14 protein-coding genes are annotated in these 15,600 nt (G+C 58.4%); 8 read left to right on the top strand and 6 right to left on the bottom strand.

Features of this window, described 5'->3' with window-relative positions; translation table 11 throughout:
- The first annotated feature begins 12 nt into the window (after nt 1-12).
- Together BXA01_RS10735 and zapE are read left to right on the top strand one after the other, a co-directional pair.
- Entirely contained in the window at nt 13-1,368 is a 1,356-nt protein-coding gene (locus tag BXA01_RS10735) for a tryptophan--tRNA ligase (RefSeq protein ID WP_076564081.1), read from the top strand.
- 90 nt (nt 1,369-1,458) lie between these two features.
- Nucleotides 1,459-2,553, top strand: a complete 1,095-nt coding sequence (gene zapE / locus BXA01_RS10730) for a cell division protein ZapE (RefSeq protein WP_016773254.1) — start codon at nt 1,459-1,461, stop codon at nt 2,551-2,553.
- Between the two features lie 44 nt (nt 2,554-2,597).
- On the opposite strand, the gene BXA01_RS10725 is transcribed toward zapE, so the two are convergent.
- From BXA01_RS10725 to BXA01_RS10705, 5 genes are all read right to left on the bottom strand, one after another.
- Nucleotides 2,598-3,584, bottom strand: coding sequence for an asparaginase (locus tag BXA01_RS10725; protein WP_076564080.1), 987 nt, complete (start codon nt 3,582-3,584; stop codon nt 2,598-2,600).
- 69 nt (nt 3,585-3,653) lie between these two features.
- Entirely contained in the window at nt 3,654-4,811 is a 1,158-nt protein-coding gene (locus tag BXA01_RS10720; protein ID WP_231991025.1) for a hypothetical protein, read from the bottom strand.
- A gap of 62 nt (nt 4,812-4,873) precedes the next feature.
- Nucleotides 4,874-5,761, bottom strand: a complete 888-nt coding sequence (locus BXA01_RS10715; protein WP_076564078.1) for a nitrilase family protein — start codon at nt 5,759-5,761, stop codon at nt 4,874-4,876.
- 176 nt (nt 5,762-5,937) lie between these two features.
- Nucleotides 5,938-7,887, bottom strand: a complete 1,950-nt coding sequence (locus BXA01_RS10710; protein WP_076564077.1) for a flavin monoamine oxidase family protein — start codon at nt 7,885-7,887, stop codon at nt 5,938-5,940.
- A gap of 183 nt (nt 7,888-8,070) precedes the next feature.
- Nucleotides 8,071-8,967, bottom strand: a complete 897-nt coding sequence (locus BXA01_RS10705; RefSeq protein WP_163012735.1) for a GlxA family transcriptional regulator — start codon at nt 8,965-8,967, stop codon at nt 8,071-8,073.
- Nucleotides 8,968-9,217: 250 nt separating this feature from the next.
- Between BXA01_RS10705 and BXA01_RS10700 the strand changes: the two genes are divergently transcribed.
- The gene (locus BXA01_RS10700; RefSeq protein WP_024014254.1) at nt 9,218-10,354 is read left to right on the top strand and encodes an acyl-CoA dehydrogenase family protein; all 1,137 of its coding nucleotides are present in this window, start codon (nt 9,218-9,220) and stop codon (nt 10,352-10,354) included.
- 156 nt (nt 10,355-10,510) lie between these two features.
- Here the strand turns inward: BXA01_RS10700 and BXA01_RS10695 are convergent, their stop codons facing one another.
- Nucleotides 10,511-11,551 (bottom strand): NADP(H)-dependent aldo-keto reductase, encoded by a 1,041-nt coding sequence (locus BXA01_RS10695; protein WP_056790225.1) that lies wholly within the window; start codon nt 11,549-11,551, stop codon nt 10,511-10,513.
- Between the two features lie 244 nt (nt 11,552-11,795).
- Here BXA01_RS10695 and rplM point away from each other — a divergent pair, with 244 nt between their 5' ends.
- The 5 genes from rplM to BXA01_RS10670 all read left to right on the top strand — a co-directional run bounded on the left by rplM (nt 11,796) and on the right by BXA01_RS10670 (nt 15,491).
- Entirely contained in the window at nt 11,796-12,224 is a 429-nt protein-coding gene (rplM, locus tag BXA01_RS10690; protein WP_003228062.1) for a 50S ribosomal protein L13, read from the top strand.
- A 14-nt stretch (nt 12,225-12,238) separates the two neighbouring features.
- Nucleotides 12,239-12,631, top strand: coding sequence for a 30S ribosomal protein S9 (gene rpsI, locus BXA01_RS10685; protein WP_003228056.1), 393 nt, complete (start codon nt 12,239-12,241; stop codon nt 12,629-12,631).
- A gap of 273 nt (nt 12,632-12,904) precedes the next feature.
- Nucleotides 12,905-13,498, top strand: a complete 594-nt coding sequence (gene petA, locus BXA01_RS10680) for a ubiquinol-cytochrome c reductase iron-sulfur subunit (RefSeq protein ID WP_007917031.1) — start codon at nt 12,905-12,907, stop codon at nt 13,496-13,498.
- A complete protein-coding gene (locus BXA01_RS10675; RefSeq protein WP_016773261.1) occupies nt 13,498-14,709 on the top strand; it encodes a cytochrome b in 1,212 nt (403 codons plus the stop codon). The genes petA and BXA01_RS10675 overlap by 1 nt, the downstream gene beginning before the upstream one ends.
- The gene (locus BXA01_RS10670) at nt 14,709-15,491 is read left to right on the top strand and encodes a cytochrome c1 (protein ID WP_076564076.1); all 783 of its coding nucleotides are present in this window, start codon (nt 14,709-14,711) and stop codon (nt 15,489-15,491) included. Before BXA01_RS10675 ends, BXA01_RS10670 begins: the two co-directional genes overlap by 1 nt.
- Nucleotides 15,492-15,600: the final 109 nt, after the last annotated feature.

Here is a 15,600-nt window from a genome sequence, read left to right as displayed (position 1 = left end):
AAGCGATTACCCATGACCAACCGTACCCGCATTCTCACCGGCATCACCACCACCGGCACGCCGCACCTGGGCAACTACGCCGGCGCGATTCGCCCGGCAATCCTCGCCAGCCGCGACAGCCAGGCCGATTCGTTCTATTTCCTGGCCGACTACCACGCCCTGATCAAATGCGATGACCCGCTGCGCATCCAACGCTCGCGTCTGGAAATCGCCGCGACCTGGCTGGCCGGTGGCCTCGATGTCGACCGCGTGACGTTCTACCGCCAGTCCGACATCCCGGAAATCCCCGAGCTGACCTGGCTGCTGACTTGCGTCGCTGCCAAGGGCCTGCTCAACCGCGCGCACGCCTACAAGGCCTCGGTGGACAAGAACGTTGAGACGGGTGAAGACCCGGACGCCGGTATCACCATGGGCCTCTACAGCTATCCGGTGCTGATGGCGGCGGACATCCTGATGTTCAACGCGCACAAGGTGCCGGTCGGTCGCGATCAGATTCAGCACGTGGAAATGGCCCGCGATATCGGTCAGCGTTTCAACCATCTGTTCGGCCAGGGCAAAGAGTTCTTCACCATGCCCGAAGCGCTGATCGAAGAAAGCGTGGCGACCTTGCCGGGCCTCGACGGTCGCAAGATGTCGAAGAGCTACGACAACACCATTCCGTTGTTCAGCAGCGCGAAAGAAATGAAGGACGCGATCTCGCGGATCGTCACCGACTCCAAGGCCCCGGGCGAAGCGAAAGATCCCGATAACTCGCACCTGTTCACTCTGTTCCAGGCCTTCGCCACCCCTGCGCAGGCTGACGAATTCCGCAGCGAACTGCTCGGTGGTCTGGGTTGGGGCGAGGCGAAGAATCGCCTGTTCCAGTTGCTCGACAATGAGCTGGGCGAGGCGCGCGAGAAGTATCACCAGTTGATCGAGCGTCCGGCGGACCTGGAAGACATCCTGCAGATCGGTGCGAAGAAGGCCCGCGCCGTGGCCACGCCGTTCCTCAATGAATTGCGCGAAGCCGTTGGCCTGCGTTCTTTCGTCAATCAGGTTCAGGTGGCCGCGACTACCAAGAAAAAAGCCGCGAAAGCCGCGCGTTTCGTCAGCTTCCGCGAGGACGACGGCAGCTTCCGTTTCCGTCTGCTGGCGGCCGATGGCGAGCAATTGCTGCTGTCGCGTAACTTCGCCGACGGCAAAACCGCCGGCCAGGCGACCAAACAGTTGCAGTCCGGCGAGCCGCTGGATGTGCGTACTGAAGAACTGAGCTTCAGCGTCTGGCTGGCCGGTGAGTGCGTGGGCGACAGCCCGGCGTTTGCCGACATCGGTGCGCGGGACGCCGCCATCGAGGCGTTGCGCGTCGCACTGACTCCAGCTCAAGACTGATCGGCGGCACGACCCGACCAAGGGCCGATTGCCATTCCCACAGGCCGTCGCTACAGTGACGGCCCGTTTTTGTTGCCTTGCTAACGAATTATGACGCCCCTAGAACGATATCAAGCTGATCTGAAACGCCCGGATTTCTTCCATGACGCCGCGCAGGAAACTGCTGTGCGTCACTTGCAGCGTCTGTACGACGACTTGATCGCCGCTGACCAGAACAAGCCGGGTTTGCTCGGCAAGCTGTTTGGCAAAAAGGATCAGGCACCGGTCAAGGGCCTGTATTTCTGGGGCGGCGTCGGTCGCGGCAAGACATACCTGGTTGACACCTTCTTCGAAGCGCTGCCGTTCAAGGAAAAGACCCGCACGCACTTCCACCGCTTCATGAAGCGTGTGCACGAAGAAATGAAGACCCTGGGCGGCGAGAAAAACCCGCTGACCATCATCGCCAAGCGCTTCGCGGCCGAGTCGCGGGTGATCTGCTTCGATGAATTCTTCGTCTCCGACATCACCGACGCGATGATCCTCGGCACGCTGATGGAGGAGTTGTTCAAGAACGGCGTGACCCTGGTCGCGACGTCGAACATCGTTCCGGACGGTCTGTACAAGGATGGCCTGCAACGTGCGCGTTTCCTCCCGGCCATCGCGCTGATCAAGCAGAACACCGAGATCGTCAACGTCGACAGCGGCGTCGATTATCGTCTGCGTCACCTCGAGCAAGCCGAGCTGTTCCACTATCCGCTCGACGAAGCCGCGCACGAAAGCCTGCGCAAGAGCTTCAAGGCACTGACACCGGAGTGCACGGCGGCGGTGGAAAACGATGTGCTGATCATCGAGAACCGCGAAATCCGCGCTCTGCGCACCTGCGACGACGTGGCCTGGTTCGACTTCCGCGAACTGTGCGACGGCCCGCGCAGCCAGAACGACTACATCGAACTGGGCAAGATCTTCCACGCCGTGCTGCTTAGCGGCGTCGAGCAGATGAGCGTCACCACCGACGACATCGCCCGCCGCTTCATCAACATGGTCGACGAGTTCTACGATCGCAACGTCAAACTGATCATTTCTGCCGAAGTCGAGCTGAAGGATCTGTACACCGGCGGACGCCTGACCTTCGAGTTCCAGCGCACGCTGAGCCGACTGCTGGAGATGCAATCCCACGAGTTTCTGTCGCGGGCGCACAAGCCTTAAGCGGAGTCTCGGCAAAAAAAAGGCCTGCGATTGCAGGCCTTTTTTTATGGGGCCAGTTCAGCGAGGCAGGTTGCCAACGTTGATTGCTGTTGGCAGCCAACCAGAAGCCAGAGCAGAATTCTCGCTTTGCGCGGGCATAGGAACCCAGCCATCACGGCACCTTTACGCGTCATATCGATTTCACTGCCGACGAAGCCATAGGTCACTTGCGCCGTCGCGCCACAACCGGTGCGGGTGGCGATGATCACTGGAATATGTCGGGCAATGCCTTCGATGACGTTGGCCCAGTTCGCTGAAACATGGCCGGCACCGAAGCCAGCGATCACTAGGCCGGCGTAACCTAGCTCCACAACCTTCTCTAACAGCAGACTGTCTGCACCGAGCGAAGCTTCCAGCAAAGCAATATTCTGGCGGGTGTCTTGGGGGATCGGCAAAACATGGCGCGCAACCGGCGCATGGAAGTAGCGCGGAGCGCCTTCTACTATCAAGCCAGCAGGGCCGGTCAAGGGCGAGGCGAAGGCGTGCATGGCCATTGAATCGACTTTGCGCACGCTACTGGCGCGGTGAATCTCGCCGTTGATAACCACCTGTGCTCCGCGCCCATGACTGCATGCCGCCAACGCAACGCGACCGGCATCCAGCAGGTTTGCCGGGCCGTCAGCCCCTGCTTGCATGGCAGAGCGCATGGCGCCAGTCAGCACCAGTGGCTCGTCGTGCGCCCACAGGTAATCGAAGAAAGTGGCGGATTCCTCCAGGGTGTCCGTGCCCTGGATGATGATGACTGCGGCCACGCCTCGGCTGATCTGCGCGTTGGCCCAGTCCAGCACGTTCAAGAGATATTCGAAATCCAGTGACGCGCTGGGCAACAGTCCGAAAGTTTCGACGGTCAGTTGCCCAAGCGTTTTCAGTTCAGGCACGGTGTTCAGCAGCATTTCCCCGGACACCGCGGGGACGACGCCTCGATCGACGTGCGTCGATTGCATGCTGACAGTACCGCCGAGCGCGGCAATGGCCAGTTTTGGCAGTTCCATGTGATACCTCGCGAAGAAAGACCGGCTGTACCGGGGACTATCCAGATGCCAGCCGGGGCAGGGGAAAGATCAGTGGCTGGCCAGCCATCCGACGATTGGCAGGATCAATAGCGTACTGAGAGCCATCGACAACACGTTACCGATAAAGCCATGCATGAAGCCTGGCAGCCGCTGCGCGAGGGCGCAGGCCAGTGGCGGGGCGATCAGCGCGCCGAGCAGCGCACTGGAGATGATCACTTGCCAAGCGCCGCCGAAGGTAAGGATCGCAGCCGGAACAACGGACACCAGCGGTACATAGGTCGGATACCAACCGCGCGCCATCCACTGCTTGCGCCAGATCACCACGCCCAAGGCCGAGGTCAGCGCCTGACCGGCCAGCAGTTGCGGCAGCAGACCGGTGCCGTAGACCGGGCTCATCGGGTTGAGTGTAAATGCGAGCAACGCACCGACAATCAGTCCCAGACTGGCCCACTCATTGCCGAAGAAAGGCGCTTCGGAAAAATCTGCCAAGACCCGGCGCATGCTCCACACCAGGCCGTAATCCGGCGCCTTGGTGGGCACGGTGGCGCTGGCTTGCATGGCGACCTGCTCGGGTTCCGCGGATTTCACCAGGCTCGGCACACAGCGATAGAGCACGAAGGCGCCGATGCTGGCGATGGCCATGCCCGAAACATTGCCAATCACCACGGGCAGCCCGAGTGGGTTGCATACGTAATTGACCATCAGCAGACACAGAGGTGTCACGAACAGGGCGCCCATGATGGCGCCGTTAATGGCAACTTTCCAGCCGGCACCGAACATCAGCACCATGGCCGCAGGCAACGACACGAATGCCGCGAAGGTGGGCTGCCAACTGGTCGCGGTGACAGTCCAGCCCCATAGCAGATTGCTCAGCACCAGGCCCAGCAATGAGCTTGTGACCAGCCACGGCCAGAGCCCGCTGCCGTAACAGATGGTGAAGCCTTGCCAGGCTTTTCCCGTTCGATTCGCCCAATAGCCCAGATATGCACCAGCCAGTAGGCCGATCGAGGCAAACTCGTGTTTATAGAATGCTACCTCGCTGATATCCCCGAGCACCCAGCGCAGCCAGGCAGCAGCGTCGGGAAAGCTCGAGACCATATGGCCGTAATCCGGCCAGCGTGCCGACCACAACGAATGATGGGTGAGCGATAGCCAGGCAATCAATGCGGCCGCACCCAGAATCAGGCCGATGATGGTGCTATCCATCGCGGTTCTGGCCACGATTGTTTTGCGTTGCTTTGCGTGAATGTCCATAGCCCGGCCTCCGGTCAACGCGGCAGGCACGGATGCTGGGTGTAACCGAGCATTCGATCGTAGACATCACAGCGCCGATCACGGTGCAAATCGTTCAGGTCGTTCCAGATTGGCGCACTGCGCGAGCTGGTCAGGTCGATATCGGCGTAGAGGATTTCCTGCTGGTCGGCGGACGCCACGCGGCCAATCGGCCAGCCGTTAGTGCCAGCAATCAAAGAGCATCCAAGGTAACGAGCGCCACGCTCTTCGCCGATTCGGCTGGCCGCCGCGATGAACACGTTGTTGACGTGCGCTGCGGTCATGGTCAGGTACGAAGCCATGCACTTGCCGGCGTCATCGAACAAGGGCGGTGGTGTCCAGACCCAGTTGTCCAGGCTGCAGATGATGTCCGCGCCCTGCTGGCTGAGGATCCTCGGTACTTCGGGAAACCAGATGTCCCAGCAGATCAGCAGACCGATGCGACCGATCGGCGTTTCGAACACCGGGAAACCGCTATCGCCTGCAGTGAACCAGAGCTTCTCCAGATTCCACAGGTGCGCCTTGCGGTATTTGCCGATGAAACCGTCAGGTCCCAACAACACGGCTGTGTTGTACAACCGTGCCCCTTCGCGCTCGGTCAGCCCTGCCACCAGATACACCTGATGCTGGCGGGCAAAATCCTCCCATCGGCTCACGCTCGGCCCATCCGGAACCGATTCGGCGTGATCGAACGCATCCTGTCGAGTGCGAAAGAAATAACCGGTGTTTGTCAGCTCGGGCAAAACGATGAGGTTGGCACCACCATTGACCGCCTGCAGTGCCAACTCCAGGCTATTACTCAGATTCGCTGCACGATTTTGCGTACCGACCTGCGGATCACATTGCACAACCGCAACACGAACAGGGCTTGTTGACTCACTCATTTTTCATGATCCCTTATTGTTGTTTTCACGCCATCGGGTGGCGGGGAACATAAGAGTCGAGTCAGCACTGGAAGGTAAGTCGGCGCTTTCCGGTTAAGTTGTAGTACGCCTCCTAGGACGATTAAACACATATCGACGATGCACGCTCAGGACGCTGAATTGCGTGACTGAAAACTTCATGGTCCGGCCTGGTAGTGTGGATAGTCGGTTATCTGGAAGCCGCCATTGAACTGCGCCGAGGTTTTTTCGCAAATATGAATCACCGCATCGATGGCACCGCGAAAGCAGGGCTCGGTCCAGCCGGCATCCACTGAAAACGACTCGCCAGAAAGATACAGCCCGGAAACACTGGAATAGTCGCGGTTGTATTTCATCAGGCTAACAGCGTCGTAGTAGGCGCCGGGGCGGTAAAGTTTGGCGCACCCCAGTGAGTTCTTATCGGTGATCCAGCGCTGTACGACGGCCTGATTGAGGCCAATGAAAGGCGAGATGCGCTGCCCGATATTGCTGCAGTTCATCAGGATTCGATCAAGTTCTTCGGCACATTTGGCGACCAGCTCCTTGTCGCTGAAACAGCAGAGTTTGGTAGCGTCATCTTCCCAGGTGTAACTGAGAAGAATGCAGTCGTAGCTGTAGTGATCGTTATAGCGGTAGGTATAAACATCGTGGATAAAACTGTCCGTGACGATCGCTTGGGGGATGGCGGTATTGCCGGACAGGAAGGATTTCTTCAGCGGCGCGAACACTTTGCAGCTGGTTTCCCAATGTGCAGTCTTGTACGCATTGATCGTTTCGAACGGCAGCATTTGTGCAGTGAAGTTTTCAAGCCTGATTCGTGTTTCGATCAACCACGAAGGCAGCGTCATGATCACGGAGTCATAATCGCTGAAATGTTCCTGGGCCTGATGGGGGCGACTTTGCTTCCAGTTGTAGTAGACACGGGTTTTACCGCTGTCGAGCTTTTTCAGCCGAGTGACGGAGCTATCAGTCAGCAAACCTTCGCGGTATTGCAGGCTGTGTTCGTGGAAAGACATCGCTGTTTCATCAGGTTTGATGAACATAAGGCTTTCACTCAGCGCCGCGAGACCGAGGTAGCGCGGGCCTTCAAACTGCAGGCCGGTTGAATCGAAAACCGCATTGCTGCGGATATGCGGTGAGTCAGGCAGAGGATCGCCTTGTTCATCTACCCGACCCAGCACCAGTTGCAAGTGACTGCTGAACCCGAATATGGCAGTGCGCAGAGGGTAGAGTGCACAGACGTCATAGAATGCGCCCCAGCTGCCGTCACCGATGCCGATGGCATAAAAAATGGCCGATTCCTCTGGCGACATTCCCATCCCGCCAAAATCGCCCGGCGCGTCTTTTTCCCAGCGTTGCAGCACCGGCATGCTCACCAGATCACGGAAGGAAATGGCGTGATACCTGGCGACAATAGCTGCCCACACGGACTCCCATTCCTCGCTCGCATAACTGTCGCAAACGTGCCGGGTCATGCGGTCGGCGAACGCTCTCCATTTTGCATACACCGCTTGTAGCTCCTCGCCGGGAGGGCGGGTCTGACCGTCGGCGTTTTTCCAGATAAGCATTTGCGGCGTAGCCTGCTCTGACAGGCTGCCCTCGCGCAGATAGATGCCGGTTGATTTGACCCATTGGCTGCCGGGATTGGCAAAGTCTGAAAGGGCCAGGTCGAATATCGTCGTGTAGTAGGCCATCAGCGAACGACCTTCCTTCGGCGATTCTCCTTCGCGATTGAACAAAGGCATACGCATCGCACCCATTTCGAACGGGGTATGGCTGGCCTTGGATTGAGGACTGCCGGGAACGGTCAGGTGCCTGCCGCCGATTCGCGAGGACTGTTCGATCAGCGTGATCTGGGTGAAGCCGCAGCGCAGCAATTCTCTCGCTGCCGTCAGGCCTGTGATGCCTGCGCCGATGATGCAGATTCGATGGCTCGAATCAGTCGCTCGGGCGATTCCGCCTGGCTGCTCCAGTAACGCGCGGTAGTCAAAACACAGGTCCGGCGGATTGGGGAAACGGGCTTTCCAGTTGTCCTGTGGCGAACGTTTTTTGCGTTTTTCAAGGCCAGGAGCCTGTGAGGGATAGTTGTAGCTGGAGCCGATGGTCACTGTTGATCTTCCCTGATGCGATGTGCTTGGGAAGTAGTCTGGTCGGCGCAGGCACGTCCGAACAGTCGTAAAACACAGCCAGACGCTGTTCTGTTTTCGTTCATTTGTGTCGGACGAATCACAACTTACAAGCCGGTCCCCGTGGAAGGACTACACCCACAGGGACGTCAGTCTGGCGGAAGTTTACGCAGCCTGCTGAAACTGTTGCCGATACTGGTTAGGCGACAGTTCGGTGTGCTGGCGGAACAGTCGCGCGAAGAAGCTCGCATCGTCGTAACCGACCTCATAACTGATGGTCTTGATGCTCTTGCGCGTGCCCGAAAGCAGGCCCTTGGCCGTCTCGATGCGCAGGCGTTGCAAGTAATGCAGCGGCTTGTCGCCGGTGGCGGTCTGGAAGCGGCGCATGAAGTTGCGAATGCTCATGCCGTGCTCGCGGGCGACGTCTTCGAAGCGGAATTTGTCGGCGAAATGTTCTTCGAGCCATTGCTGGATCTGCAGGATGATCACGTCCTGATGCAGCTTCTGCCCACCAAAACCGATACGTCCCGGCGAATAGCTGCGCTGCACTTCATAAAGGATGTCGCGGGCGACGGCTTGCGCCACGTTCGCGCCGCAGAAGCGTTCGATCAGATAGATATAGAGATCGCAGGCCGAGGTAGTACCGCCGGCGCAGTAGAGATTGTCGGCGTCGGTCAGGTGCTTGTCCTGATTCAGATAGACCTTGGGGAAGCGCTCGGCGAAGGCATTGAAGAAGCGCCAGTAGGTGGTCGCTTCCTTGCCGTTGAGCAGCCCGGCTTCGGCGAGCCAGAACACCCCGGTGGCTTCGCCGCATAACACCGCGCCGCGCGCATGCTGTTCGCGCAGCCACGGCAGGATTTGCGGGTAACGGCCACACAGCGTATCGAAGTCGTCCCAGAACGCCGGGAGGATGATCACATCGGCGTTTTCCAGGCCACCGTCGACCGGCATGACCACGTCGCTGAAGCTTTTTACCGGTTTGCCATCCGGGCTGACCAGGCGCGTTTCGAACGCCGGTGTCAGGCCGTGGCCCAGTTGTTTGCCGTAACGCAGGCTGGCCACATGGAAAAAATCCTTGGCCTGCATGAGGGTGTAAGCGAAAACCCGGTCGATGGCCAGGATGCTGACGCGCCGCAAGGGCGGGGAGACGTGCTTAGACATAATTCAACTTTTGTTTTGTTTTTATAAGGGAAAGTGGTCACCAGACGGCTGGATCGTCTTATTTTTTGTCGGATGTGTCCAGTGTCCCGTAGCAGGAGTCGGGCTTAGTCTCTGAGAGCCGTATCCCTCCAACAACAAAGAAAGGTGCCGCATGATCCCCAGAACCCTGTTCAGCTCCGAGCACGAATTGTTCCGCGACAGCGTGCGAACTTTCCTCGAAAAAGAGGCCGTGCCGTATCACGCGCAGTGGGAGAAGCAGGGACACATTGATCGCGCGCTGTGGAACAAGGCGGGGGAGGCGGGGATGCTCTGTTCGCATCTGCCGGAAGAGTACGGCGGGCTTGGCGCGGATTTCCTCTACAGCACCGTGGTCATCGAGGAAGTCGGGCGTCTGGGTCTGACCGGTATCGGTTTCTCGCTGCACTCAGACATCGTCGCACCGTACATCCTGCATTACGGCAGCGAGGCGCTGAAACACAAATACCTGCCGAAACTGGTCTCGGGGGAAATGGTCACGGCGATTGCCATGACCGAGCCTGGCGCCGGTTCCGACCTGCAAGGGGTGAAAACCACGGCGGTGCTGGACGGTGACGAATATGTGATCAACGGCTCGAAAACCTTTATCACCAACGGCTTTCTGGCTGACCTGGTCATCGTGGTGGCCAAGACCGATCCCAAGGCCGGGGCCAAGGGCACCAGCCTGTTTCTGGTGGAAGCGAATACGCCGGGCTTCGAGAAGGGCAAGCGCCTGGAGAAGGTCGGCATGAAGGCGCAGGACACCTCGGAACTGTTCTTTCAGGACGTGCGCGTGCCGAAAGAAAACCTTCTCGGGCAGGCGGGTGCCGGGTTTGCCTATCTGATGCAGGAGTTACCGCAAGAGCGCCTGACCGTGGCGATTGGCGGCCTGGCCTCGGCTGAAGCGGCGCTGCAATGGACGCTGGATTACACCCGCGATCGCAAGGCGTTCGGCAAGGCGATTGCCGACTTTCAGAACACCCGCTTCAAACTGGCCGAAATGGCTACCGAGATCCAGATCGGCCGGGTTTTTGTCGACCGCTGCCTGGAGCTGCACCTGCAAGGCAAACTCGATGTGCCGACGGCGGCAATGGCCAAATACTGGGGCACCGACCTGCAATGCAAAGTGCTCGACGAGTGCGTGCAACTGCATGGCGGCTACGGCTTCATGTGGGAATACCCGGTGGCCCGGGCGTGGGCGGATGCGCGGGTTCAGCGGATTTATGCCGGCACCAATGAAATCATGAAGGAGATTATTGCGCGGTCGCTTTGATGATCGTTCCCACGCTCTGCGTGGGAATGCCGCCGGGGACGCTACGCGTTCCGCTGTTGAGGTAATCCGACTGGCCTCTTCGCGAGCAGGCTCGCTCCCACAGGGGATCACCGTACCTGTGGGAGCGAGCCTGCTCGCGAAGCTTTTGGCGGTCAGTTATGGCGCCGGATTCGGATGATCCTTGTGAATCGCCTCGATCCCGGCCAGCACTTCATCGGACAGTTTCAGATCAAAACTGGCAATGTTGCTGTCCAGTTGCTCAAGCGTCGTTGCGCCAATGATGTTGCTGGTGACGAAGGGTTGCTGGGTCACGAAGGCCAGTGCCATTTGCGCCGGGTCCAGACCGTGTTCACGGGCCAGGGCTACGTAACGGCTGCACGCCGCTTCGGATTGCGGGTTGAAATAGCGGCTGAAGCGGCTGTAGAGGCTCAGGCGGCCTTTCGCTGGACGGGCGCCGCCCTCGTACTTGCCGGAGAGGAAACCGAACGCCAGCGGCGAATAGGCGAGCAGGCCGCACTGTTCGCGGATGGCGATCTCGGCCAAGCCGACTTCGAAGCTGCGGTTGAGCAGGTTGTACGGGTTCTGGATCGACACTGCACGCGGCCAGCCACGAGCTTCGGCCAGAGCCAGAAAGCGCATGGTGCCCCACGGCGTCTCGTTGGACAGGCCGATGTGGCGGATCTTGCCGGCCTTCACCTGCTCATCGAGTGCTTCGAGGGTGTCTTCCAGTGGCGTCAGGTTGGCTTCGATCTTGTGCTTGTAGCCCAGCTGTCCGAAAAAGTTGGTGCTGCGTTCCGGCCAGTGCAGTTGATACAGATCGATGTAATCGGTCTGCAGACGCTTGAGGCTGCCGTCCAGTGCCTCGGTGATGTGCTGACGGTTGTGGCGCAGGTTTTTATCGCGGATGTAATCGATGGTGTTGCCGGGGCCGGCGATCTTGCTGGCGAGGATCCAGTCGGCACGGTCACCGCGACTCTTGAAGTAATTGCCGATGTAGCGCTCGGTGGTGGCGTAGGTTTCGGCTTTGGGCGGCACCGGATACATTTCGGCGGTGTCGAGGAAATTGATCCCGGCTTCCTTGGCCCGTTCGATCTGGGCGAAGGCTTCAGCCTCAGTGTTTTGCTCGCCCCAGGTCATGGTGCCGAGGCAGATTGCACTCACGTTCAGGTCGGTACGGCCTAGCTGGCGATAGTCCATCGGGTGCTCCTTGGGCAAAACAATCATAAAAGCAGGTTGAAAAATTTTTCGCAATCTGCATAATTGCCGACCTCTTTCTGCAGTGGAAGTGATGCGCCGCCGCCGAAGAATCTTGCCGTTGAACGGACGCGCCGACCCGAGCCCCCGAAAGCGTCTGTATCCGGCTGCCTTTGACTTGTCAAAGTACGCACTATTCAGTAAGATCCGCCGTCTTATTTACAGGCGGCCCCTGAGGCTATAAAGAATGAAAACTTTTACTGCTAAACCGGAAACAGTAAAGCGCGACTGGTTTGTCGTCGACGCTGCTGGTCAGACCCTGGGTCGTCTGGCCACCGAAATCGCGAGCCGTCTGCGTGGCAAGCACAAGCCTGAGTACACTCCTCACGTTGACACCGGCGACTACATCGTCGTCATCAACGCCGAGCAGATCCGTGTTACCGGCGCTAAAACCACTGACAAAATGTACTACTCCCACTCCGGTTTCCCGGGCGGCATCAAGTCGATCAACTTTGAAAAGCTGATCGCCAAAGCCCCTGAGCGCGTGATCGAGACCGCGGTTAAAGGCATGCTGCCTAAAAACCCACTGGGTCGCGACATGTACCGTAAGCTGAAAGTCTATGCGGGCGCTGCACACCCTCATACTGCTCAGCAGCCCCAAGAACTGAAGATTTAACGGAATAGTTCATTATGTCGGCGACTCAAAATTACGGCACTGGCCGTCGCAAGACCGCAACCGCACGCGTTTTCCTGCGTCCGGGTACTGGTAACATCTCCATCAACAACCGTTCGCTGGATAACTTCTTCGGCCGCGAAACTGCCCGCATGGTAGTTCGTCAGCCGCTGGAGCTGACCGAGACTGTCGAGAAGTTCGACATCTACGTCACCGTGATCGGCGGTGGTGTAAGTGGTCAGGCTGGCGCAATCCGCCACGGCATCACTCGCGCTCTGATGGACTACGACGAAACCCTGCGTAGCGCTCTGCGCAAAGCTGGCTTCGTTACCCGCGACGCCCGTGAAGTTGAACGTAAGAAAGTTGGTCTGCGTAAAGCGCGTAAGCGTCCGCAGTACTCGAAGCGTTAATTTCGCTTCCACGTTCAAAAAAGAACGCCCGCCTCCTCACGGAAGCGGGCGTTTTTTTATGCGTGCGATTTATCAAAGAATTGCGTTGTGACAACTTGCCACAGCCGTAGACCCCCTATACTCCAAGGCTTGAGGGGTTGATCCCCGGGGAATTAACCTTGTCAGAATTGGGGGTTTTCATTACCATTCGGGCAAAATTTTTATAAGTAACATTTGATTTATTTAGTAGACGCCTGATTTAACAGGCCAAAAAAGCTGATGGGAGAGGACTGAATGAGCAATGACGGCGTGAATGCAGGCCGGCGTCGCTTCCTAGTGGCAGCCACATCCGTGGTGGGTGCTGCAGGAGCGGTGGGGGCTGCGGTCCCGTTCGTGGGGTCATGGTTTCCCAGTGCCAAGGCGAAAGCTGCCGGTGCACCGGTGAAAGTGAATGTCAGCAAAATCGAGCCAGGCCAGCAGATGATTGCTGAATGGCGCGGCCAGCCGGTGTTCATTGTCCGCCGTACCGAGGAAATCCTGGGGAATCTCAAGAAGATCGAGGGTCAACTCTCCGATCCGACCTCCAAAAACTCCACGCAACCCACTTATGTCGACCCGGAAGTGCGCTCGATCAAGCCGGAAATTCTCCTGCTGATCGGGATCTGTACGCACCTGGGTTGCTCACCGACCTTCCGTCCCGAAGTGGCACCTGCGGATCTGGGCAAAGACTGGGTAGGCGGCTATTTCTGCCCGTGCCACGGTTCCCATTACGATCTGGCTGGCCGCGTCTACAAGTCGCAACCTGCGCCTTTGAACCTGCCAGTTCCCCCGCATTCCTATGAGACCGATGACCTGATTGTCATTGGCGTCGATACGGAGAAAGCGTGATGAGCAAGTTCATGGATTGGGTTGATGCGCGCTTTCCTGCGACCAAAATGTGGGAAGACCATCTCAGCAAATATTACGCACCAAAAAACTTCAACTTCTTCTATTTCTTCGGCTCGCTGGCACTGCTGGTGCTGGTCAATCAGATCGTCACCGGTGTCTGGCTGACGATGAGCTACACGCCGTCGGCAGAAGAGGCCTTCGCTTCCGTCGAATACATCATGCGCGACGTCGAGTACGGTTCGATCCTGCGTCTGCTGCACTCGACCGGCGCTTCGGCGTTTTTCATCGTCGTCTATCTGCACATGTTCCGCGGCCTGCTCTACGGTTCGTACCAGAAACCGCGCGAGCTGGTCTGGGTGTTCGGCATGCTGATCTACCTGGCACTGATGGCCGAAGCGTTCATGGGTTACCTGCTGCCTTGGGGCCAGATGTCGTACTGGGGCGCCCAGGTGATCATCTCGCTGTTCGGTGCGATTCCGCTGATCGGCGATGACCTGACCCAGTGGATTCGTGGTGACTACCTGATCTCCGGAATCACCCTGAACCGATTCTTCGCCTTGCACGTTGTCGCGCTGCCGATCGTGATTCTCGGTCTGGTGGTGTTGCACATTCTGGCGCTGCACGAAGTGGGCTCGAACAACCCTGACGGCGTCGATATCAAGAAGCACAAAGACGAAAACGGCATCCCGCTGGACGGCATCGCGTTCCACCCGTACTACACGGTGAAGGACATTGTCGGCGTCGTGGTGTTCCTGTTCATCTTCTGCTTCATTGTGTTCTTCTTCCCGGAAATGGGCGGCTACTTCCTCGAAAAACCAAACTTCGAGCCGGCTAACCCGTTCAAGACGCCTGAGCACATTGCCCCGGTCTGGTACTTCACTCCGTTCTACGCAATCCTGCGTGCGGTGCCGGACAAGCTCATGGGTGTTATCGCCATGGGCGCGGCGATTGCGGTGCTGTTCGTGCTGCCATGGCTGGACCGCAGTCCGGTGAGATCGATGCGCTACAAGGGCTGGATGAGCAAAATCTGGCTGGTGGTGTTCTGCATTTCTTTCGTGATTCTCGGCATCCTCGGCGTTCTTGCGCCGACGCCGGGGCGCACGTTGCTGTCGCAGGTCTGCACCTTCCTGTATTTCGCCTACTTCATTCTGATGCCGTTCTACACCCGGCTCGAGAAGACCAAACCGGTTCCGGAAAGGGTGACTGGCTGATGAAAAAGTTATTTCTTGCTCTGATTTTTACTGCGCTGCCTTCCCTGTCCTTTGCTGCCGGGGGCCATGGTCCGGAACTGGAAAGTGTCGATATCGACGTCTCCGACAAAGCTGCCCTGCAGGATGGCGCGCGGACCTTTGCCAACTATTGCATGGGTTGTCACAGTGCCAAGTTCCAGCGTTACGAGCGCGTCGCCGATGACCTTGGCATCCCGCACGAGCTGATGCTGGAGAAGCTGGTGTTCACCGGTGCCAAGATTGGCGACCACATGAACATCGGCATGCAGCCGGCCGACGCCAAGACCTGGTTCGGCGCAGCGCCGCCGGACCTGACTCTGGTAGCGCGGGTACGCGGCACCGACTGGCTCTACGGTTACCTGAAGTCGTTCTACGAAGACCCGGCGCGTCCATGGGGCGTGAACAACAAGGTCTTCCCGAACGTCGGCATGCCTAACGTGCTGGTCGGCCTGCAGGGTCGTCAGGTCGTCGGCTGCAAACAGGTGCAGATCGTCGAGGACGGCAAGAAGCAATACGATCCGCTGACCGGCACGCCGCTGACCCATGAAGCGTGTGATCAGTTGACCATCGTGCCGAAGTCCGGTGCTCTGAACGAAGAGCAGTTCGATGAGAAGGTCAAGAATCTGGTAACCTTCCTGGCTTACTCGGCTAACCCGGTTAAGCTGCAACATCAGCGCATCGGTACTTATGTCTTGCTGTACCTGGCGTTCTTCTTTGTGTTCGCCTACCTGCTCAAGCGTGAATACTGGAAAGACGTGCACTGATACGCTTCAAGCATTGCTGTTAATCGCGCGCGCCCAAGGGCGCCTCCGCTAAAGCAGGGTCTGCTCAGTCAGACCCTGCGGGAGGTGCCCTCTGGGCGCGCGCGTTTTT

Origin of the sequence: Pseudomonas sp. B10, from assembly GCF_900156235.1 — a bacterium.
Classification (GTDB): Bacteria; Pseudomonadota; Gammaproteobacteria; order Pseudomonadales; family Pseudomonadaceae; genus Aquipseudomonas; species Aquipseudomonas siliginis.
The sequence above is the reverse complement of the archived record's forward strand: the minus strand, read 5'-3'. Positions and strand labels throughout refer to the sequence as shown.